A 21,878-nucleotide genomic window follows, 5' to 3' on the forward strand; every position below is an offset into this window, starting at 1 on the left:
AAATCCTTTATAAATTAGATTTGTAAAGGATTTTTTTTGTTGAGTGAAAATTGAACCTTAACTTAAGGTATTGATAATCAATGTATTAATTCCGTAATCTGTAATCCGTAATTTTTAATTCTTCTTATGCTTTCTCCAGTTATTTTATTTGTGTATAAGCGTTCTAATCATACTAGGCAAGTTTTGGAAGCTTTGTCTGTCTGTGAAAATGTAGAAAAAACTCCTCTCATTATTTATTCTGATGGAGCAAAAATAAGTTCCTCTTCAAAAGATAGAGAAGAGATTGAACAGACTAGACAGGTTTTGAGAGAATTTAAAGAAAAAAAAGAACATCTTTTTTTAAGCATAGAAATCTATGAATCTGAATCAAATAAAGGATTAGCCAAATCGGTAAAAGAAGGAATTACGGAGCAAATCAATAAATACGGAAAAGTAATAGTTTTGGAAGATGACATTGTTCCACAAAAAGGCTTTTTGAATTATATGAATGAAGCCTTAGAAAAATATAAAAATGAAGATAAAGTATGGGGAATATCATCGTATGCGTACCCATTAGAAAATTCAACTAATGTAGAAGAAGATACTTTTTTCTTACCAATTAATTCTTCTTGGGGTTGGGCTACTTGGAAAACAACTTGGGATAAAATAGATTTTGATATAGAAAGTATTTTTCAAAAATTTAATCAAAACTCTATTACTCAGAAAGAACTTAACTTCGGAGATTATTATTACTACCAAATCTTGGAAGCACAGAAAAACAATCAAGTAGATTCTTGGGCTGGATTCTTGATGGCAACCATGTTTTTAGAAAAAGGTTGTTTTCTGTTCCCAAAATATTCTTTATCAAGAAATATAGGTTTTGATGCAACAGGAACACACTGTACAGAAGAAGATTTATTTTTCAGTAGTCCTGTAATTGATTCTATAAAGCTAAAAACGATTCCAATTACGGTTGAAAATGAAGGAAGAAAAGAAGTAGAAAAAACACTTAAAAAGCAGTTTGGCAAACCCTCCATTTTCAAAAGAATTCAGAATAAACTGAATCCAAAATCTCCTTATTTTATCTTAAAATAAAACTTGACTAACTATTTTTGCTTTATCAAGTTCTTCTATTCAAATGACTTCTTTCTATTCTATGATTTTCTATTTTTATGCTTAAAAGACCTTATCAATACATTCGCAAAACTTATTTAGCCCTTACTAACAGTATCATTTTTATACCTTCTTTGATGGCTATTTTTTCGATAGGACTTTCTGTATTTATGATGAGCTTTGAAGATTCAGAATTGAGTACAAAAATAAAAGAGAATTTAGATTTTGCCTTAGTAACAGGCGCTGATAATGCTCGGTTTGCACTTAATGCTTTTATTGGAGGAATTATTTCATTGATGGTTTTTAATTTTTCAATGGTAATGGTTGTCTTGAATCAAGCTGCGACAGCTTTTTCTCCTCGTGTAGTACCAGGAGTTTTGACAAATAAATCCTATCAAATTGTTTTGGGAACATATTTAGGAACAATTTTATACTGTCTCTTACTTATTGTCAATATTGGGAAAACTGAAGAGGGAATTTATATTCCACAATTAAGTATTTTTGTAGGAATGTGTTTTGGTGTTTTGTCTCTTGTTTTGTTTATCTATTTTATTCATTCTATTTCTCGTTCGGTACAGGTAGATAATATTATTTTGATGGTTTATAATAAGACCTTTAATGAATTGAAATCAAAAAAAGTAAGTAAGTATCAAGATTATCAGAGTGTTTTTAACAAAGTTTCGGACTGGCATACCATTATTAGTAATCAGAGTGGATATTTTAGAGAATGCAACAGAAAAAAGCTCGTTAAGTTGGCAAAAAAGTATGATATAGAGTTATTTGTTAATTTAGAAGAAGGTTCTTTTATGGTGATAGGAACGCCTTTATTGAAGGTAAATAAAGAAATTAGTCAAGAGAAAGTTGATGAAATTTTAGAAGAATTTGTTTTTTATGATAATGAATATATTCAAGATAATTATGTCTATGGAATAAAACAATTGAGCGAAATAGCCACAAAAGCATTAAGTCCAGGTATAAACGACCCAGAAACAGCCATTCGTACGATTAACTATATGACATTGATTTTTATAGAAAAAGCATTGCGTGAAGGAGTCTATTGTTATGCAGATAAAGAAGAAAAAATACGACTTTGGGAGGAAACTTATCCTCTTTACGACTTAATGTATCGATATATATCACCTATTTTGTACTATGGCAAGGCTGATGTAATGGTAATGGATAGGCTTTTTTCGATGGTAGAATTTTTACTTTCAGCCAAAAGAACTAAAGGCAAATTAGATATTGCAAAGATTAATGCACTCCTTTTAGAATTTCAATCTACAATTGAAGGAAACATAAAAGGAGAACAAAAAAACTATCTCAACAAAACCCTTGTACGTATCAATTTACTTTTAAGTCCAAGTGGTTTTCAAGTTCCTTTTTTTGAATAAAAGTATTTTAAGATAAGAGATTGATTATCTAATGCAATGAAGAAAGAATATACCACCAAAATAGAAAAGGAAAAACCCCTATTCCAAAAGATAAAAGTAGTGTAGGAATGAAAGACTGCTTTTTTATGATAAAATAAATACCAAAGCTCAGAGCTACAATAGCTAAAACTTCATTTGCCAAAAATAAAAGCCAATTTATTTGCTCTAAATAAAAACCTACTGGTATTCTTAAAAGTGTTGCAAGAAAAAATAAAACAAAAGGAATTACTAAAAGTAAAACCCAAGTAATTATCAAGATTTTATTTACAGAATTTGAAGACATTAATTATAAAACAGGTTATATTCTTATCACTAGAACTTTTACAATTCAAACTATTGACAGCCTCCTTATCAAAAGACTGTCAAAGTCTAAAAAGCAGAATTTATATTTTTACCATTTCCCATTTTCTCGTATTTTACTCCTCCCAAATTACTTTTCCGTCCAATCCTAAATAGGTGATTTTTCCAGCACGTTCTAAGCGAATAACATAACCTTGCACATACTGACGAGCCTCAAAAGAAGGTTGCAAAATCCATTTCCCATCTAAATCAGAATAGCCATAAACGCCACTCGTTACCAAAATTGTAGAAGTTGGCAAAACAGAAATAGCTTCATAACGAGTAGGCGAAACAAAACTTCCACTTTCATTTATCATTAGCCAGTAACCATCATCGACTTTTTCAAAACCTAAATCTACTATTGTCTCTCCATATTTAGTCTTGATTTTTCTGTTTGTCTTATGTTTTGATTGGTAATTTCGCATTGCTGTTGCTGAAAAGTTTAAACGAACTGTATCAGGGTTTTCAGTTGAGCGTCTTAAAAGTTGATATTTTTCTCCTGTCTTTACAAAAGCAATTCCGTTTCTAAAGGTTGTCAAGCTATCAAAATAAGAGTTGTAAAGTGGAGTTCCATCTTTTTTGAGATGAATAAAACCTCTTTCCGTTTGCAATCCAATAACCCCATTTTCAAAGCCATTTTTATAGTTACCTACTGCTTTTACGCTTCTATACGGCAGCCTTGAAATTCGTTTTCCTGTTTTATCTATCAAAAAGACTTCTCCAACAGCCATTCCTTCTCCAAAATCAGACCCAGAAGTATAAGCTGACTTGATAACTACTTCGCCTTTTTCATCGATATACGACCACTTTGTACCTGCTCTTGACAAATCTACTTTTGCCATATTATCCGAAAATGGAAAGGCTTTGTAATACTGAAAATCAATTACTTTTTTGCCGTTTTCATCTAAATAACCAAAAAGTTGTTTGTCTCTTGATTTATGATTTTGCTGAACGGCTATTTTTCCTTCTGATAAGATTCCGATTTCTAAATAATCCGTTTCTAAAATAGTATTTCCTTTATTGTCTATTATTCCATAAAGAAGTTGCTTCGGATTTTTTGGATTTTTTATTCCTACTTTTGCCCAAGAAGTCTTGCCTACTTTTCCAAATTCTTCAATAAAATCATAAGAAGGATTTACTAAAAAAGTTTCTGCGTTTGTATCTGTTTTGATTCCAAACTTGCCTCCTTGTTTTACAATGATTAAATTTTTATTTGGATTATCTTCTAAGAAATTTCCCTTTTTATCTAAATAAGAAACGACAGAAGAATCTAAGAATACTTCAATGAGAGCCTTTTTTGTATTCGGTTTCTGTAAATATTTGACAGACGAATAACGAATCGGAACGACTGTTTTGCCAAAAGGATTAATTACTCCCCATTTGTTGTTTTGTTTGACAAAAGAAAGCGTATCATTTCTATTATCCATTCCTATAAAATCGTATTCAAAAGGAATAATAGTGTTGTTGTGTCGGTCTATTGTTCCGTATTTTCGATTTCCTTTTTGAGCGACGGTTACAGCATCTTTTACATCATAAATTCCATAAAAATTATTGACCTTCGAAAACTCTAAAGGCAGAATTTGTTTTCCTTCGTGATTAATATAACCAATTAAATTATTTTTTTTGACTTCTGAAATACCTGTTTTTGAATAATAAACTTCTGAAAAATTGTTTTCAATATTATCATACAAAGGCTCAACAATAATTTTTCCTGTTTTGTCTGCATAACCAACTTTATTATTTTGTTCTATCAAAACAAGGTCTTGACTTTGAGCTGTATTGGTTTCAAAAATATTATCTTCAATGAAGCTGTACTTTTGTTCTAAAATCCAGTCGCCATTTGTTTTGATAATTCCGTTTTGTTTGTAATAGGCATTTTTAGTTCCATAGCCGTCTTCTTCAATGTAGCGACCAGAACTCACTTTTGCCATTCCATTTCTGATTTCATTTATAAAATCTGCTTTTATAGAAGGCTCTAAAATTATTTTAGGAGCATTGTTTTGTATGGATAGAAATCCCCACAAATTATTTTTTCTGATAATAGCTGTGTTTTCAGAAAATGTACTGATATACTGATATTCAAAAGGTAAAAGAGGTTTGTTTTGTGTGTTTACGATGCCCCACTTTCCATCTTTTCTAGCTCTGATGATTCCACTTTCTATACTCAATCGTTCATATTGTGGCTCAATAATTAGTTGCCCTTTATTATTCGTTACTCCTACTTTTTTATCTTTTACGATGAGTGCCATTCCGTTTTCAAAACTTCCTATGTAATCATATTCTGGAATGAGAAGCGTTTTGCCTTCCTTATCAATGAGTTTGAAATGTTCGCCAATCTTTACTTTCGCTGTTCCGTTTTCAAAAGGAAATATAAATGAATAGGTTGGAGGCAAAATAACTTGACCTTTTTCGTCCATCAATCCATATTTTCCACCTGCTTTTATTGGCAAACGATTTTCAGAAAAATAAGTCATTGAGTCAATCGTCTGTCCTGCAATTTCTGTAACTAACAGACCTGCCTTTGTAAGAATGGCATTTTCTTTTGTGCTATCTGCATACGCTCGTGCTACATCTGCCGTTCTGAAATCTTCTAATTGAGCATAAAAAAGTTTGTTTTGACTGATGAGTTTTCCGTTTTTGTGGTCAATCAGTGCAGCAGCCGAAAGACTTCCATTTACATTATTTCTTCCTAGCGTAAAACCTGCAATCGGCTCAACTGAAATGACATCAAAACCTTCTTTGAAAGCTGGTTCACGTTTTTTGTTGAGTAAGTGCCATTTTTTTGTGTTCGGATTCTGAAACCAACGATAATCTGTTGAAAGTCGATTGGCAAGTTGTGCCGTAAATACTTCTGGCTTATCTAGTTTAGCATAATTAGAAGATAAGGCTTGGAAAGAAGGAAAAACAGTTTCTTTCTTTTTTATAGTAAAATTATTGGCTGTACTAAATTCTAAAACCGTTATTTTTTCGTTTTGATAGGCAAAAACGATGGCTTCACCTTTCTTTTTTACAAAAATATCAATTCCTGTATAAATTGGATTCAAAATTAATTTTCCATCCTTATCAATAATTCCGTCGCCTTTTGGTGTCGTTACTTTTGTAAACGGAGAATATTCTGTAAAATCATAAACCAAATCAAAATTTTGTTTTAAAACGACTTTTCCATTTGTATCTAAAATTGACCATTTATTACTCTCATTTTTTCCTACGAAGAGAACGTTTTGAAGATTATAAATTTGAGAATAGGTAGGTTGTAAAATAAAGTTGGCTTTGTTGTCCATTACACCACATTTACTATCCTTACAAGCTGTAATTCGTATTTGTTTTTTATTCTTATTTATATCAATTTCCACCACTTCAAAAAATGAATATTCGGCTTCTGTGATTGCTTTTTTTGCTTTCAAATCAAATAATAACCAGTCTGCTGTTGGAGCTTTCAAAGCCAAATAATCCATCGAAAGTGCCACAATAGAAGCGTATTTTGGCTCAACAACTACATTTCCATCTGTATCAGCCACTCCCAACGGACGACCTGCCCCAAAACTAACATAACCATTCGGTAAAAGCGTGATATTGTAAAGCTGTTTTTGAGCTAAGGTTTCATCTTGGAGATTGGGTAAAAACTCTTCTTTTCTTTTTTTTGCAAGAATGACATTACTTTGAATTTTTATATTCGGACTACTCAAAAAATAAGCTGTATCAATACTTTCTATCAAGTTTTTTGCATTCGGACTTATCAAATCATATTTCTTTGTTTCATTTTTATAACCCAAAGCGTATGAATTTCGCATTCTCAAAACTCTATCAAAAACGGCTTCTGTCTTTCCTCCGTTTTTACTCAAAAAAGTATATTTGTTTTCTTGATTTGCTCCTTTGCTTTTATAAGCAATAAGAAGTGAATCAATTACCTTTATTTCAGTAGCATTTTCAGTAAATGATAACAGCTCTTTTCCATTTTCATCTGTTGCAATCCAGTTATCATTCTTTTTTAAAAGCAAATAATTAAACTCTCCTACTTCTACAAAATCATATTCAAGAGGAATGATTTTTTTTGAATTTTGGTCAATAATACCCCATTTTCCGTCTTTTTGGACAGGAAGGCGAGTGATTTCTTGAGCAAAAGAAGGAAAAAATAGAGTGAAAGATAAAATAAGTAGGAATAGAAAACGCATAGTTTGAAAGGGTTAAGTTGGTGTTTTTTTATTCTTTTATGAAAATGAAACGAGTGAATATACAATAAATTGCATAAAAAAAATATCAAAATATGTAGCTTACTCTTTAGAGTGAGTAAAATATACCGAAGACTTTAATCTTCAAAATAAGTGAAATTTGAAAATAGTGTGTTTTTTTGAGAAGGCTAAAGCCTACTTTACAAGCTGACACATACTACATTGTCTATGCTGTATTTTTTATACAAAAAGAATATATTTTATCTATATTTACAAAACAATAAAATACTATTCACTCATTTACTGATTACTGATAACTGAACATGTCTGTACAACTCATTCGCCATTATCAAAGAGAACTTAGCAAAGCAAAAGATTTGGGAGTTAGAAATGAAATGGGGCTAAAACGTCCGTTTTCAAATCTTTTGTATGCTTTATGTCAGACCAAAAATCTAACGTTGGTAGAAGAAATTAGTATTAAAAATGCTGAAGGCAAAACGATTCGTCCAGACGGAATTGTGAAAGGTGTAAATAGACTAGACTGGGGCTACTGGGAATCTAAAGACGAAGCAGACGACATAGAAGACGAAATAAAAAAGAAATTTGCCAAAGGTTATCCCAACGATAATATCATTTTTGAAGATACCAATCAAGCCATTTTATACCAAAATGGAAAACGTGTCGCTACGGCTGCTATGCAAGACGAAGGCAAGGATTTGTATTCACTTTTGCAGCAATTTGTCAGTTTTGAAAGACCTGAATATACGCTTTTCAGACAAGCCTTAGAAGATTTTAAAGTAGATATTCCTCCCATTATAAAGGAACTTCGTGCGCTGATGGACGAAGAAGCCAAGACAAATACTGATTTTGTAAAGGCAAGAAATAAATTTTTACAAATCTGTCAGGATAGTATTAATCCAGAGATTACTAAAAAAGATGTTCGTGAAATGCTCGTGCAGCATATTCTGACACAAGATATTTTCAATACCATTTTTGATGAAGCTGATTTTCATCGTTCCAATAATATTGCTTCCGAATTGGGAAATGTCTTGAAAACTTTTTTCACAAAGAATATCAAGAAGAATTTTTATCCCAAAATCCGAAATTATTATAGCACCATCAAAACCGTCGCTGCAAGAATAGAAGATGTTAGGGAAAAACAAACGTTTTTGAAGGTCATTTATGAAGATTTTTATAAAGCCTACAATCCGAAAGGAGCTGACCGTTTGGGAATTGTCTATACGCCTAACGAAATTGTACGTTTTATGATTGAGAGTACAGACCATCTTTTGTATGAGCATTTTGGAAAAGAACTTTTGAGCGAAGGCGTAGAAATTCTTGACCCAGCCACAGGAACAGGAACATTTATTACCGATTTGATAGATTATTTTCCTTCTTCGAAAAAGGAACAGATTAGACACAAATACCAAAACGAACTCCACGCCAACGAAGTCAGTATTTTGCCGTATTATATTGCCAATCTAAATATTGAATATGCCTACCAACAGAAAACAGGAGAGTACAAAGAATTTGAAAACCTTGTCTTTGTAGATACGCTAGATAATATGGGTTTTGGCTTTACAGGAAAACAAAATGAACTTTTTACAAGTCTTTCGGCTGAAAACCTAGAGCGTATCAAGAAACAAAACAGCAAAAAAATATCGGTCATTATTGGAAACCCTCCCTACAATGCCAACCAACAAAACGAAAACGACAACAATAAAAACAGAACCTATCCAGAAATAGACAAACGCATAAAAGCAACTTATATAAAGGAAAGTACGGCGCAGAAAACGAAAGTTTATGATATGTATTCTCGTTTTTATCGTTGGGCAATGGATAGGCTAGGAGAGGAAGGAATTATTGCTTTTGTTACTAATCGTAGTTTTATTGATAGCAGAACTTTTGATGGTTTCCGAAAATGTATTAAAGAGGAATTTGACCATGTTTATATTGTAGATACAAAATCAGATGTACGAGCAAATCCAAAAATTGCAGGAACGACACATAATGTGTTTGGTATTCAGACAGGTGTAGCCATCATGTTTTTGATAAGAAAAAAGTAAAAAGACTTTGATACTTATTTTCACTCGGTCAGACCTACGGTACAGACCGAATGAAAATAGAAGATAGAACAAAATATATTTTGCATTTTTGCCAAGTCTGTACCGTAGGTCTGACTTGGCAAAAATATCATTTCAAAATTTCATAAATAAAACTATTTATAAAAATGCACTTTGAATCTGAAACACTTTATCATATTTATAATCAAGGAAATAATCAAGAAACTATTTTTTTAGAAAAAGCTGATTACGTCGTTTTTTTATATAAAATCAAAGAAAGGATAGCTCCCTTTTGTCAGATTATAAATTATTGCTTAATGCCAAATCATTATCATTTTATAATAAATGCAACTGAAGAATCAAGTGAATTAATAAAATTAGGAGGAATAAATATCAATAAACTAACCAATGGTTTTAGATTACTCAATAGTTTGTATGCCAACCAATTTAATGAAAAGTACAAGCGTTCAGGCTCTCTATTTCGTCAAAAAACAAAAGCTAAAAGTTTAGAATATTCTCACAAAGATTATCCTTTTATTTGCTTTAATTATGTTCATCAAAATCCTATTAAAGCAGGGTTATGCGAAAAAATGGAAGACTGGGAATTTAGTTCTTTTCGTGATTACTGGGGTGTCAGAAATGGAAAGTTAATAAATAAAGAATTTGCTTTTGAGTTGATTGATATAAGTGAAAACAAAGAGATTTTTTATGAAGATTCTTATTGCAATATTCTTGATGATGATATTAAAGAGCTATACTTATAAAAATAAACTATTACCGTTAAGAATTAGAAATGCTTATTTTCAATAGGTCAGACCCTCGGTACAGACCTGTTGAAAATAGAGGATAAAATAAAATATGTTTTGCATTTTTACTAAGTCTGTATCATAGGTCTGACTTGGCAAAAATAAACTATTACCATTAAGAATTAGAAATGCTTATTTTCAATAGGTCAGACCTTCGGTACAGACCTGTTGAAAATAGAGGATAAAATAAAATATGTTTTGCATTTTTACTAAGCCTGTATCATAGGTCTGACTTAGTAAAAATAAGCTGTTTAAAATAAAAAAAAATGAAAAAAGCCAAAATATACTATTTCACACTCACAGATGAACAACGAAAAGAAGAAAAGTTAGAGTGGTTTCAAGACACAAAGTTTAATAAAATCCCTTTTGAGTTAATTCAACCTAGCAAAAAAAATAACTGGATTAATCTAGCTGATAACGATTTTGAGGAATTAATGCCATTAATTGATAAAAAAAATCAAAATACTTTATTTGAGTTTTCTTCTTTAGGAGTTTCTACAAATAGAGATGAATGGGTTTATGATTTTGATGAGAAAAGTTTAAAGGATAAAATGAAGTATTTTGTAAAAGAATACAATAATCTTTTGAAGAAAAATGATAAATCTTGGAAAGGTACGATTAAGTGGAGCAGAGATTTAAAGAAAAAATTTGAACGAAAACAAATACTAGAATTGCAAAATGATTTACTAGTAGAAAGTAACTATAGACCATTTATAAAAAAGAAATGGTATGCAGAAAAGGTATTGAATGATGTTTTTACACAAAACCATTATGATATTTTTGGAGAAGATTTACGACAAGAGAACAGATTGATAACTGTGTATAGTTTAGCATCATCTCACTTACTTTCTTGTTTGTCTACGAATCTCAATTTTGATTTAGCTTTCTTAAAACAAGGTAATGGAGGTGTTTTTTGCCTCCCCCTCTACCGTTACACAAAAGAAGGCAAAAGAATAGATAATATCACGCAATGGGCATTGAATGAATTTCGTAGTCATTATTCCGTAGGTTCGCAGCGTAGTGCGTCCGATGATTCCGTAGATTCGCACCGTCGTACGTATCAAAACACAGAGCCACACGACGGTATGGCTGTACGGGAATTGGAGCGTGAAGATATTTTTCATTATGTGTATGGCGTTCTGCACAATCCAGCGTACCGTAAAAAATATGAATTGAATCTAAAAAGGGAGTTTCCACGCATTCCATTTTATGAAGATTTTTGGTTTTGGGCAGAAAAAGGAAAGGAATTAATGGAATTGCATCTTGATTATGAAAATATAGAAAAATATGAGTTAGAGCGAGAAGAAAAACCTCTCAAAAGTGGCAGTCTCAATAAAGCAAAACTCAAAGCCGACAAGATAAAAAATGAAATTGTTTTGGATAATCTGACCACGCTAAAAAATATCCCTGCTGTGGCTTGGGACTACAAATTGGGCAATAGAAGTGCGCTAGAGTGGATTCTTGACCAGTACAAAGAAAAGAAACCAAGAGATACAACGATTAGAGAAAAATTCAATACCTACAAATTTGAAGATTATAAAGAAGAAGTAATTGAATTGTTGCAGCGTGTTTGTACGGTAAGTGTAAAGACGATGAAGATTGTTGAGGAAATGGAATCCAAATAAATACGCACCCGTATAAATGTATAACGTAGATTCGCACCGTCGTGCGTATCAAAACACAGAGACGCACGACGGTGCGTCTGTACGAATGAAATTAATTTTTAAGTGATTATGGCAAAATATAAAGGAAAATATCGTTCAGAATCGCATCGTTTGAAAGGGTGGGATTATAGCAGTGAAGCAATTTATTTTATTACATTTTGTGTGCAAGATTTCGAATGTTTATTTGGCGATGTTATCGTAGATTCGCACCATCGTGCGAATCTTGAAAATAATGCGAATCCTAAAAATAATGAAATTCAGAATAATGAGATTCGGGATAATGAGACGCACGACGGTGCGTCTGTACGGATATATGATGAATCTGCAAGAATGAATTTGAATCCGTTTGGGAAAATTGTAGAAGAAGAAATTCTAAAATCAATAGAAATACGAAATAATTGGATATTTCACGAATGGGTAGTGATGCCCAATCATGTGCATATGCTGATAGAAATTGAATTTAATGATAATAATACCGTACAGACGCACCGTGGTAAGTCTCAAAATAAAAATAATACAATTCACAACAATACGATTCATGACGATACGATTCACGACAATACAATTCACGACGGTGCGATTCACGACGGTGCGATTCACGACGGTGCGATTCACGACGGTGCGATTCACGACGGTGAATCGCTACTACATCGCCAACCCAATTCTATTTCTTCATTTATCGGAATCTTCAAAACCGTCGTAACAAAACAAATAAACGAATTACGTAATACAAAAGGTGAAAGAATATGGCAACGCAACTATCACGACCACATCGTTAGAAATTATCGTTCTTTTCAAAAAATAGCCAACTACGTTGACCAAAACCCTCAACGTTGGTATGAAGACCGATTTAATCCTACTAAAAAAGACAATAATAAAGGAAACTAAGGCTGAAAATATCTTTTTTGAGCTTGTTGTGTTAAATAAAAATACAGTTTCATTGTAGCAAAGACGTAAATCTTTTTTACTTTGATTAGTATTTTAATGACACCAAAAAAGTTACTTTTTTACCTTCTCAAAAAAATAATTTAGTTCTTCATCAAAAATATCAAACGGAATCTGATGAGCTAAATCATTTCGAAGATGAATAGATAGAGGTTCATTTTCATTCATATCACTCATCAAAATTGGTAATGTATCAAAAGGATTAATCGTATCATCGTGTCTTCCCAAAATCACACGTAAATATTCTTTTCTAGGATTTTTTTCATTATTTACCATCGTTGGTAGCGCAGGTAATTCTTGAATAATACTTCTGTAAGGCAGTGCAGGATTGAAAGCCAAACACGGAATTTGCCAAAACCAAGATAGATAATAAGCTGTCAGTCCACCCATACTACTACCAATGACAAGTTCTATTTTTTGATTCTGATAACGCTTTAATAAAGTCTGAATCGTATAAGGGTCTTTGCGATAATCTATTGAAGGAGCAATCAAGTTATCAGTATATTTTTCTAAAATAACTCGTTTTTCATCAGATAAGAAACTGTCTAAGCCATGTAAATAAAGTGTTTTCATTATTTTTTAAGAAAAAAAGAAGTGTTTTTATATCAAAAATTTATAAAGAGTTGTGTAAAGGTAAGGCAATATCGAATTAATTACATTATTTTTAGTAAATTTAGTTTTCGACCTAAGAGAATAAAGACAAAACAAAGACAAGGTTAAATATAGTTTTATAAGATTTCTATTCAGAAAGCAAAAAAATAGATTCATGGAAAAAAGAACATTCACAAATATTCTAGTTACGTTAGCTGTTTTGGCTTTGATTCCGATTGGTTTTTGGTTGTTTGCTTACCTACAAAATCAACATATAGATTGGAGTGAAACTTATTTTACAGAAAGCAAAGAGCCATATAATAACTACATGGTCTTTAACCTATTGAAGAGTTATAAAACAGAGAAAGAATTTGTTTTTGTAGATAATTTATTGACTGAAAAATTAGCAGAAGAAGAAATAAAAGAAGCAACAACTCCAATATCCTATATTTTTTTAGGACAATATCCTTATTTGTTAGATAATGAAATAGACTCTCTTATGGGTTTTGTAGAAAAAGGAAATACTGCCTTTTTTGCAGCTAACACTATTCCTGATACTTTATTTACGTTATTGGATTTATATCAAGGATATGATTATGCCTACGACTCACTAATTTCTACTAACTTCACAAATACTGCTCTTGCAGAAGAAGAAAACTTTGTCTTTAATTATACAATAAGAAACGAATCAGTAGCCAAGTCTTGGAACTATTTCAATGATTATGCTTTGGATAATAAGGATAATACGAAAGCATTAGGTTTTCTCCATAAAGAGACAAAAATGAGCAAAAGCCATGTATATCAAGGAAAAAATTATAATTCTGATAACAATCAAGAAGAAGAATATACTCAGAGTGATGAAGAAAATTATGATGGGGAATACACAGAAGATGATGTAATGGAAGAAGAAATTCAAAATTATACTAATTTCATTCGTGTAAAATATGGAAAAGGTTATTTCTATTTTCATAAAAACCCAATTCTTTTCACTAATTATTATCTTATTCAAGAAAATGGAAAAAAATATGTAGAAAGAGCTTTTTCGTATCTTCCAGAAGGAAATATTTTGTGGGACGAGCGTTCACATTATCTCAAACAAGGAATACCAGAATATCAAAAACAAGATAGAGGACCTAGTCCATTGAGTTATATTCTTTCTCAACCTTCACTAGCTTGGGGATATTATACATTGCTCATTAGTGCGCTTTTATTTGTCATTTTCAGAGGAAAAAGAATGCAACGTATTATTCCAATTCTAAGAAAAGAGGAAAATACATCTTTAGAATTTACCAAAACAGTAGGGCAACTTTATTATTTGCAAAAAGACCACAAACGCCTTTCTCAACTCAAAATCCGTCTCTTTTTCGATTATGTACGTACTCATTATCACATGAACACACAACATATAGATGACGATTTTAGAAAGAAACTATCTGAACGTTCGGGTATAGATAGAGGACTTATAGATTTGCTTTTAGCTGATATTCAGAAAGTAAACGGACAGCATGAAGTTTCAGAGTGGCTTCTACGACAAATACATACTCAAATACAAGAATTTTATACAAATTCTAAATAAAATAAAAATTTAGAATTAAAAAACTATTAATCACATTTAGCTAATTTATGCAAGATAACACATCGGAAAACTCATCAGAAAATCAGTTTGGAGATACAGGTTTTCAATCTGAAGAAACTACTCATGATTCATCTCAAGAGTCTAGTTTTACGTCTTCTTCCAATCAGCAGTTAGATTTTATTTATCAATCTGTTTCGAAAGTAAAAACCGAAATTCATAAAATAATAATTGGTCAAGATGAAATGATTGATTTGCTTTTAGTAAGTCTGTTTGCTGACGGACACGTACTTTTAGAGGGTGTTCCGGGGGTTGCCAAAACGATTACAGCAAAACTTTTAGCTCGTACACTTTCTATTGATTTTTCAAGGATTCAGTTTACACCTGATATGATGCCGACTGATATTTTGGGTACGACCATATACAGCCTTCAAGAAGCAGAGTTTAATTTTACACCGGGCCCTGTTTTTTCTCAAATTGTTTTGATTGATGAGATAAACCGTGCACCAGCCAAAACACAGGCAGCACTCTTTGAAGTAATGGAAGAGCGTCAAGTAACTATTGACGGAACAACTCACAAAATGAAAGCTCCGTTTTTTGTTATTGCTACTCAAAATCCTATCGAACAAGAAGGAACATACCGTTTGCCAGAGGCGCAACTAGACCGTTTCTTATTTCGTATTAGCTTGGACTACCCTAGTCTTGATGAAGAAAAACAGATTTTGTACCGTTTCAAAAACCAATTGCGAAATGATATTTCTGATGTAAATGCTGTCTTGAAAGGTGAAGATATTTTGGCGTGTCGTAAGATTGTAGAAGAGGTGCATATCAAAGACGAACTCCTAGATTATATTGCCGAAATTACGTATCAAACAAGGAATCATGGCTCACTTTATTTGGGTGCTTCTCCTCGTGCTTCACTAGCTATTATGCGTGCGTCGAAGGCGATGGCAGTTTTGCGTGGTCGTATGTTCGTAACACCAGAAGATATTCAAGAAGTAGCTTATCCAGTCTTAGGACACCGTATTATGATAACACCAGAGCGAGAAATGGAAGGACTGACAGGCGAAGATTTGGTAAAAGAAATGATACAAAAATTAGATGTACCTAGATAAAACTGGTTTTGGAATGTTATTTCAAGACGAAATACTATAACCTTTTAAAAAAGACACTTCAATTTTTTTGGAGTGTCTTTTTTTTGGTTTTCGTTCTCAATGAGATTTTCAAAGATAAAAAATCATCTGATTTTATGTATTTTTGATAATGTTAGAAACACATAATATAGGTCAGTCTCGTAGAGCAGACCGTTTGTAGTCATTTTCTCTCAGTTTTATCAAACGATCTGCCCTTTGGGACTGACCTACTTGTTTGAAAAAAGCCAAAAATTTTATCCAAAAAATAAGAACTAATTTAGTAACTTTGTAAGTTGATAAAACCGACATCCATTTTTTAAATAAACGAATTTGGATAAATACATAAAAAACATTCAAAATGAATAAATTAATTGCTGATATAGACATCGTAGATAAAGCAAGTGAAGCTATACACGAACCTTGCGAAACGGTAGCCAAAACAGCCAATACTGCAAAGGAAGGAGAGCGAAAACTCTACATCGAAAGTTACGGTTGCCAGATGAATTTTGCTGATAGCGAAATTGTAGCTTCTGTAATGCAAGAACACGGTTTTGGAACGACTGACACAGCCGAAGACGCTGATTTGATTTTCCTAAATACTTGTTCTATTCGTGAAAAAGCAGAACAAACGGTTCGCAAACGCTTAGTTCACATCAACGGACTCAAAAAACGTAAACCTGAAATGATGGTAGGTGTTTTGGGTTGTATGGCAGAGCGTTTGAAACACAAATTTTTGGAAGAAGAAAAAATTGTAGATTTAGTAGCAGGCCCTGATGCGTATCGTGATTTACCAAAACTTGTAGGCGCAGTAGATGATGGACAAAAAGCTGTCAATGTTTTGCTTTCAAGAGAAGAAACGTATGCTGATATTTCGCCTATTCGTCTAAACTCAAATGGTATTTCTGCCTTTGTTTCGATTATGCGTGGCTGTGATAATGTATGTAGTTTTTGTGTTGTTCCGTTTACTCGTGGAAGAGAACGCAGCCGTCCAGCAGATTCTATTGTACAAGAAATTAAGGATTTGGTAGCTCAAGGCTACAAAGAAGTTACTTTGCTTGGTCAGAATGTAGATTCGTACAAATGGACAAACGTACCGAGAACCATAAAAGCAGAAAATTTTGAAGCCGAAACAGGACAAAAAATAAGAAAAGAAAACTTTGCAACTCTTTTGGAAATGGTGGCTCAAATAGACCCAAATCTAAGAGTACGTTTTACGACTTCACATCCAAAAGATATGACAGATGATGTGTTGCACGTAATGGCAAAATATGAAAACATTTGTAAGTACATTCACTTGCCTGTTCAGAGTGGAAATAGCAGAGTATTAAAACTAATGAATCGTACGTATTCAAGAGAGTGGTATATTGATAGAGTTGATGCCATTCGCAGGATTTTGGGAGAAGACTGTGCGATTAGTTCGGATATGATTGCAGGTTTTTGTACTGAAACAGAAGAAGAACATCAAGAAACATTGACGTTGATGGAATACGTAAATTACGATTATTCGTATATGTTTTTCTATTCTGAACGCCCTGGAACACTCGCAGCTAAGAAATATTTAGATGATATTCCGATGGACGTAAAGAAAAAACGCTTGAGTGAAATTATTCAGCTTCAATCAAAGCATTCTTTGGCTCGTAATCAGAGATTAATTGGTAAAACACACAAGGTTTTGGTAGAAGGAGAATCCAAACGCTCTGATAAAGATTTGCAAGGCAGAACGACAGACAATAAAGTAATTGTTTTCCCTAGAGAGAATTATGAAAAAGGACAGTATGTAAATGTAGCTGTTCATGACTGTACTTCGGCTACGCTATTTGGAAAAGCTGTGAACTTGGCGAATTAATTTTTTACTTCATTTGAGTCTCAACGACGGTTGATTAGCATCAAAAATAAAACCCTAAAAATCAGATTAAATTTTGACTTTTAGGGTTTTTGCTTTTATAAATTTGATTGAAAATAAGAAAATGTTATTTCACAAATTCCCAAGCAAAACTTTGCCCTTTGTGTTCGACAGCAATTTTATTTACAGCACCAGACGAATAATCAACTGCTCCTTCATATTTATTTTTATCTTTTTGATTGAGCAAAACAGAATTAACTTTTAATCCATTTGTGATGTGTTTTTCAATGCGATAATGAAGCGTTGTAGAAAGTGAAGTAGAGGTGTTTTCAGGATACCAACCACGAATTACATCAACAAAGGCAACCAAACTTTCTCCTTGTTCTGTTTTGGTAGCAAGTCGAACAAAATTATTGATAATTTCTGAACTTTCTACTTCTAGTTCTATCTCCAAATCATTCTCTAAAAAACGATGAGCTAATAGCTTTTTGTTTGTTTCATTTAAGTTTGGAAACTGTACTCCTGATTGCTCGGCGTAAGTAATAGCTGTTTCATTTCCATTTTCCAAAAGCATTTTTCCTTCATAACTATTCTGTTCTGATTTCTCAAAACGCACTTTCTCTATTGTTTTGACACCATATTTTTTCTTCATTACGTATTCAAAATAGCTTGAAACAGTTTCTTTGTCATGCTTCGGAAAAACACCTTTTTTGGGATCAAGAGTTAAAAGAATTTCGCTTCCAGTATCCGTAGTAACAAGAGCATCAAAAGTATTTCCAACAGTTGGAGTGAGTTTTACTTCTTCTGTTGGAATCCCCATGGATTTGATTAGGTAACGTTTTGTACTTGATTCTAAAATTTCTTTCCAAATAGGTTTCAGAATGCCCGACTTGTCTCTTCCTGCTCTTACAAAAATAGTGGCAGTAGGTAATGAAGTATCTTCAAAGGTGGTTTGGGCTAAATAAACCCATTCGTCATCTGTGATAGAAGGAGTTCTTTCTAAATGAATAGTCTCTTTAATGTCTCCCCAATGCTCTTTTTCAAGAGTAAGTTTAGTTACTTTCTGCTCAAAGGCTTTTTCTATTTCAGGCTGTAAAAAAACTTCTATCTGTTCTTGGTCTGATTTTGCTTTGTCTTTCGGAATAAATTTCTGAATTATGTTATCTTTTGTCAAAATAAGTGTGTCTCCTTTAAAATCAAATTGATAACTATCAGAAATTCCAAGAGCCATTACTTTTAATGTGTTTTCATTGATTTCGAATTCTTTTTCTGTAATATTATCAAAAATTATCTTTTCATCTGTAACTTTGAGCGTACTTTTATAATCCGAACGCACCCATTGTCCTTCTAACTGGGAAGAGTCAGAACAACTACTCAAAAAAATAAACCCTAAGAAACTTCCTATATAAAATAGTTTTGAAAGAGAGTTAGAATATGTATGTTTGAATTTCATAATAAATTATTTTTGAATAAACTATTTTTATTTAGCATACAAATCGTATAGCTATAAGGCTGCAAAAGTAAGCAAATTTTGACTTTTTAGATAGACTAGATATTTTAAAATGCTGTAAAAAATCTCATTTAAGATGTTTTTTTTGAGTTTAGTTGTCTTTTTTATGTTTTTTGTAAGAATTTAATAACTCTAGTCGCTAAAACTTGTTAAGTCTTACTAATTAAACGCTTCATTTTTAATAAATTTGTAGCTACGTTTTCAAATCTAAATTTATTTAGATTTCAATGCGCTAAATTATTTTTGAATTTCTAAAAAAACAATGAAATATCTACCTTATTTTCTCATTGCGCTAGGCGTAATTCTTATTGACCAAGCTCTCAAATTATATATTCATTCTATACTTTCTTTGGGTGAAGATATTCACGTTTTTGGAGATTGGTTTAAGCTTCATTACACACTCAACCCTGGAATGGCGTTTGGCATTACGTTAGGTTCTGACTATGGAAAGCTTATCTTGACAGTTTTTAGAATTTTTGCAGGAATAGGAATTGCTTTCGTAATGGCTCGTGCTGCGTTGCGTGATGCTCCAAAAGGATTTGTTTTTAGTATGGCTCTTATTTTAGGTGGAGCGTTTGGAAATATTGTAGATTCTACTTTTTATGGCGTTTTTATAGAAGGAAATGCTGTTCCGATGTATGGAAATGAACCTAGTTTTTATCCTTGGTTTCACGGACAGGTAATTGATATGTTCTATTTTGATATTGCTTCAGGCTATTTTCCAGATAATTTACCTTTTATTGGTGGCGACCATTATTCTTTCTTTCCTATTTTTAATATTGCTGATGCAGCTATTTTTATTGGAGTTTGTATTATCTTAATTTGGCAAAAGCGTTTCTTTCCAAGAGAAGAAATTGTAGAAACAGAAATTGAAAAAGCTTTAGAAGACGAACTCAGAGAAGAGAATACAGGAGAGAATACAGAAGAAAATATAGAAACAAAAGAAGTGAAGTCTAATGGAGATACAAACGTATTTTTAGCAGGAGAAAGTGATATAAGCAAAGATGAAATAAAAGGAAATTAGTTCTTTCAAATCTATATCTAAGAAAAAATCCTGTAAAACTTAAATGGTTTTACAGGATTTTTAGTTTTTGGTTACTGATGTTAAGCAGCTAGAAAGCTAAACCCATAACTTTAGTTATGGGAAATTAAGACGTGTTATTTTCCCACGATTAAAATCGTGGGTTTTGTTTGTTCGTACAAAAAAATACAGACATTTTATTGTTACGTAATATCAGCTAGTTACTTCTTTTCTCGCTTTAGTTCCTCTTCTTTAATAGTCAGTGAATACAAGTCTTTGCCATCTTTATCTTTATAAGTAATTGTCAGAACACGCTCTTTTCGTTTTCCTTCAATTTCAATAACTGCATAATTGTGAGTTTTGCCAATAAATGATTCTTTAATGGCTGTCGGGTTTTCATCTCCATAAGGAGAAGCTGCACCTGCTGTAAGTGATGAAGAAGTAAAATCATACAAAGGATAATCATTTTCACGTTCCATTTTAGTAACTACGCTATGATGACGGTCGCCTGTAAGGAAAATTACACCTTCGATATTCTGTTCTTGAATAGCATCTAAAAGTTTTTTGCGCTCCTCTGGATAGGTAGAGTAGTTCTCAAAAATGGCACTCTCATTCAAAACCTGCGCCCCCATCACTACAAACTTAAAAGCTGCTTTACTAGAAACTAATGATTCGATAAGCCATTGTACTTGTTTTTCTCCCAAATAGTCTTTGTTTTCTGCTTCATAATCCTGCGATTGTCTGAACGTACGATTATCTAACATAAAAAACTGAGCATCTCCCCAAGAAAAAACACTTGCAATATCGTTTCCACCATCAATATTATTTGTGTTCTGACTGTGCCAAAAAAGACGGAAAGCTTCTGTAGTAATATCTTTATTCCAAAATGTATAATCAGAATCGTTAGGACCAAAATCGTGGTCGTCCCAAGTAGAATAATTATGAACAGTAGCCAAAAGTGGTTGCATTTCTGGAAGCGAACGAGTGTGTGTATAACGGTGCATAATGCCTGAACGGCTGCCCCAGTCTGGCTCACGTAAATAGGTATTATCTCCTCCCCATACCATAAAGTCGACGTTTTCTTTATAAATAGAAGTGAAAATTTCGTATTCACTTCCATATCCTTTTCCAGGTCTGTCATTTTTTTCTTCATTGACATAAACACAAGAACCAAACGCAAATTTTATTTTTGGTGGGTCGGTTCTGTATTGCCAAAGAAGTTGAGTTTGGCATTTCAAATCATAATCAAAAAGAATTTCTTTACCATCAATGATGACTTTGTATTCATACTTTGTAGAATGTTCAAGGTTTTTCAAAACTGGCTTGGCTACAAAAGCTGTCAGAGAATTGGTTTGGATAGCTTCTGTAAGTTGAAAAGGAGTATCTGAAATAGCTTTTTCTGTCGCAATATCTAATTTCGGACGGTATGCAATCTGTACTTTTGCTGATTTTTTGGTTTGTACCCAAAGACCGATTTCGCTCATTTCAGAATATCCAACCATAGGACCTGATTGAAGAAGTTCTTCTTTAATCTCTTGTTGAGCAAAAGAAAAAGAGAGAGTTAAAAATAAAAAACAAATAAACAGACTTAGCTTTTTTGTGTGAGTAATCATTTTTGAAAATTTTGTAGTTGAATTAAATTAATCATTCGTAAAATTACGCATCTTTTCAAGAAAGAGTACAAATTTAGAGTTACTTT

At 32.4% G+C, this 21,878-nt stretch carries 15 protein-coding genes; 10 read left to right on the forward strand and 5 right to left on the reverse strand.

All coding sequences use genetic code 11. The features are described 5' to 3' along the window. The first annotated feature begins 126 nt into the window (after positions 1 to 126). Positions 127 to 1,074, forward strand: a complete 948-nt coding sequence (locus WAF17_RS18825) for a hypothetical protein (protein ID WP_338763039.1) — start codon at positions 127 to 129, stop codon at positions 1,072 to 1,074. Positions 1,075 to 1,151: 77 nt separating this feature from the next. Then, positions 1,152 to 2,483 (forward strand): DUF2254 domain-containing protein, encoded by a 1,332-nt coding sequence (locus tag WAF17_RS18830; RefSeq protein ID WP_338763042.1) that lies wholly within the window; start codon positions 1,152 to 1,154, stop codon positions 2,481 to 2,483. Between the two features lie 28 nt (positions 2,484 to 2,511). Here the strand turns inward: WAF17_RS18830 and WAF17_RS18835 are convergent, their stop codons facing one another. Together WAF17_RS18835 and WAF17_RS18840 are read right to left on the reverse strand one after the other, a co-directional pair. Further along, on the reverse strand, positions 2,512 to 2,805 hold the full coding sequence (locus tag WAF17_RS18835) for a hypothetical protein (RefSeq protein WP_338763045.1): 294 nt from the start codon (positions 2,803 to 2,805) through the stop codon (positions 2,512 to 2,514). A 133-nt stretch (positions 2,806 to 2,938) separates the two neighbouring features. Further along, positions 2,939 to 7,033 carry a WG repeat-containing protein gene (locus WAF17_RS18840; RefSeq protein WP_338763047.1) on the reverse strand — a complete coding sequence of 1,365 codons (4,095 nt, stop codon included), beginning with the start codon at positions 7,031 to 7,033 and terminating at the stop codon, positions 2,939 to 2,941. Positions 7,034 to 7,353: 320 nt separating this feature from the next. Here WAF17_RS18840 and WAF17_RS18845 point away from each other — a divergent pair, with 320 nt between their 5' ends. From WAF17_RS18845 to WAF17_RS18860, 4 genes are all read left to right on the forward strand, one after another. Beyond that, positions 7,354 to 9,096, forward strand: a complete 1,743-nt coding sequence (locus WAF17_RS18845) for an N-6 DNA methylase (RefSeq protein WP_338763049.1) — start codon at positions 7,354 to 7,356, stop codon at positions 9,094 to 9,096. Between the two features lie 164 nt (positions 9,097 to 9,260). Beyond that, positions 9,261 to 9,857: a transposase gene (locus WAF17_RS18850; RefSeq protein ID WP_338763053.1), complete on the forward strand. Its 597-nt coding sequence runs from the start codon at positions 9,261 to 9,263 to the stop codon at positions 9,855 to 9,857. 308 nt (positions 9,858 to 10,165) lie between these two features. Continuing rightward, positions 10,166 to 11,524: a type ISP restriction/modification enzyme gene (locus tag WAF17_RS18855; protein WP_338763055.1), complete on the forward strand. Its 1,359-nt coding sequence runs from the start codon at positions 10,166 to 10,168 to the stop codon at positions 11,522 to 11,524. Positions 11,525 to 11,632: 108 nt separating this feature from the next. After that, a complete protein-coding gene (locus WAF17_RS18860) occupies positions 11,633 to 12,451 on the forward strand; it encodes a transposase (protein ID WP_338763058.1) in 819 nt (272 codons plus the stop codon). 111 nt (positions 12,452 to 12,562) lie between these two features. On the opposite strand, the gene WAF17_RS18865 is transcribed toward WAF17_RS18860, so the two are convergent. After that, a complete protein-coding gene (locus tag WAF17_RS18865) occupies positions 12,563 to 13,081 on the reverse strand; it encodes a YqiA/YcfP family alpha/beta fold hydrolase (RefSeq protein ID WP_338763061.1) in 519 nt (172 codons plus the stop codon). A 193-nt stretch (positions 13,082 to 13,274) separates the two neighbouring features. Here WAF17_RS18865 and WAF17_RS18870 point away from each other — a divergent pair, with 193 nt between their 5' ends. From WAF17_RS18870 to miaB, 3 genes are all read left to right on the forward strand, one after another. Next, positions 13,275 to 14,675 (forward strand): hypothetical protein, encoded by a 1,401-nt coding sequence (locus WAF17_RS18870; protein WP_338763064.1) that lies wholly within the window; start codon positions 13,275 to 13,277, stop codon positions 14,673 to 14,675. 47 nt (positions 14,676 to 14,722) lie between these two features. Further along, positions 14,723 to 15,787, forward strand: coding sequence for a MoxR family ATPase (locus WAF17_RS18875; RefSeq protein WP_338763067.1), 1,065 nt, complete (start codon positions 14,723 to 14,725; stop codon positions 15,785 to 15,787). Between the two features lie 376 nt (positions 15,788 to 16,163). Next, the gene (miaB, locus tag WAF17_RS18880) at positions 16,164 to 17,651 is read left to right on the forward strand and encodes a tRNA (N6-isopentenyl adenosine(37)-C2)-methylthiotransferase MiaB (RefSeq protein WP_338763070.1); all 1,488 of its coding nucleotides are present in this window, start codon (positions 16,164 to 16,166) and stop codon (positions 17,649 to 17,651) included. 124 nt (positions 17,652 to 17,775) lie between these two features. On the opposite strand, the gene WAF17_RS18885 is transcribed toward miaB, so the two are convergent. Beyond that, entirely contained in the window at positions 17,776 to 19,101 is a 1,326-nt protein-coding gene (locus tag WAF17_RS18885; protein WP_338763073.1) for a hypothetical protein, read from the reverse strand. A 319-nt stretch (positions 19,102 to 19,420) separates the two neighbouring features. Between WAF17_RS18885 and WAF17_RS18890 the strand changes: the two genes are divergently transcribed. Then, complete coding sequence (locus WAF17_RS18890; RefSeq protein WP_338763076.1) at positions 19,421 to 20,182, forward strand: lipoprotein signal peptidase; 762 nt, start codon at positions 19,421 to 19,423, stop codon at positions 20,180 to 20,182. Between the two features lie 218 nt (positions 20,183 to 20,400). Here the strand turns inward: WAF17_RS18890 and WAF17_RS18895 are convergent, their stop codons facing one another. Then, positions 20,401 to 21,792 carry an alkaline phosphatase D family protein gene (locus WAF17_RS18895; RefSeq protein WP_338763079.1) on the reverse strand — a complete coding sequence of 464 codons (1,392 nt, stop codon included), beginning with the start codon at positions 21,790 to 21,792 and terminating at the stop codon, positions 20,401 to 20,403. Between the last annotated feature and the right edge of the window lie 86 nt (positions 21,793 to 21,878).

Origin of the sequence: Bernardetia sp. ABR2-2B (genome assembly GCF_037126435.1) — a bacterium.
Lineage (GTDB): Bacteria > Bacteroidota > Bacteroidia > Cytophagales > Bernardetiaceae > Bernardetia.

Coding starts and splice junctions, on each gene's coding strand:
- WAF17_RS18825 (WP_338763039.1), top strand. CDS start 127: ATGCTTTCTCCAGTTATTTTATTTGTGTATAAGCGTTCTAATCATACT.
- WAF17_RS18830 (WP_338763042.1), top strand. CDS start 1,152: ATGCTTAAAAGACCTTATCAATACATTCGCAAAACTTATTTAGCCCTT.
- WAF17_RS18835 (WP_338763045.1), bottom strand. CDS start 2,805: ATGTCTTCAAATTCTGTAAATAAAATCTTGATAATTACTTGGGTTTTA.
- WAF17_RS18840 (WP_338763047.1), bottom strand. CDS start 7,033: ATGCGTTTTCTATTCCTACTTATTTTATCTTTCACTCTATTTTTTCCT.
- WAF17_RS18845 (WP_338763049.1), top strand. CDS start 7,354: ATGTCTGTACAACTCATTCGCCATTATCAAAGAGAACTTAGCAAAGCA.
- WAF17_RS18850 (WP_338763053.1), top strand. CDS start 9,261: ATGCACTTTGAATCTGAAACACTTTATCATATTTATAATCAAGGAAAT.
- WAF17_RS18855 (WP_338763055.1), top strand. CDS start 10,166: ATGAAAAAAGCCAAAATATACTATTTCACACTCACAGATGAACAACGA.
- WAF17_RS18860 (WP_338763058.1), top strand. CDS start 11,633: ATGGCAAAATATAAAGGAAAATATCGTTCAGAATCGCATCGTTTGAAA.
- WAF17_RS18865 (WP_338763061.1), bottom strand. CDS start 13,081: ATGAAAACACTTTATTTACATGGCTTAGACAGTTTCTTATCTGATGAA.
- WAF17_RS18870 (WP_338763064.1), top strand. CDS start 13,275: ATGGAAAAAAGAACATTCACAAATATTCTAGTTACGTTAGCTGTTTTG.
- WAF17_RS18875 (WP_338763067.1), top strand. CDS start 14,723: ATGCAAGATAACACATCGGAAAACTCATCAGAAAATCAGTTTGGAGAT.
- miaB (WP_338763070.1), top strand. CDS start 16,164: ATGAATAAATTAATTGCTGATATAGACATCGTAGATAAAGCAAGTGAA.
- WAF17_RS18885 (WP_338763073.1), bottom strand. CDS start 19,101: ATGAAATTCAAACATACATATTCTAACTCTCTTTCAAAACTATTTTAT.
- WAF17_RS18890 (WP_338763076.1), top strand. CDS start 19,421: ATGAAATATCTACCTTATTTTCTCATTGCGCTAGGCGTAATTCTTATT.
- WAF17_RS18895 (WP_338763079.1), bottom strand. CDS start 21,792: ATGATTACTCACACAAAAAAGCTAAGTCTGTTTATTTGTTTTTTATTT.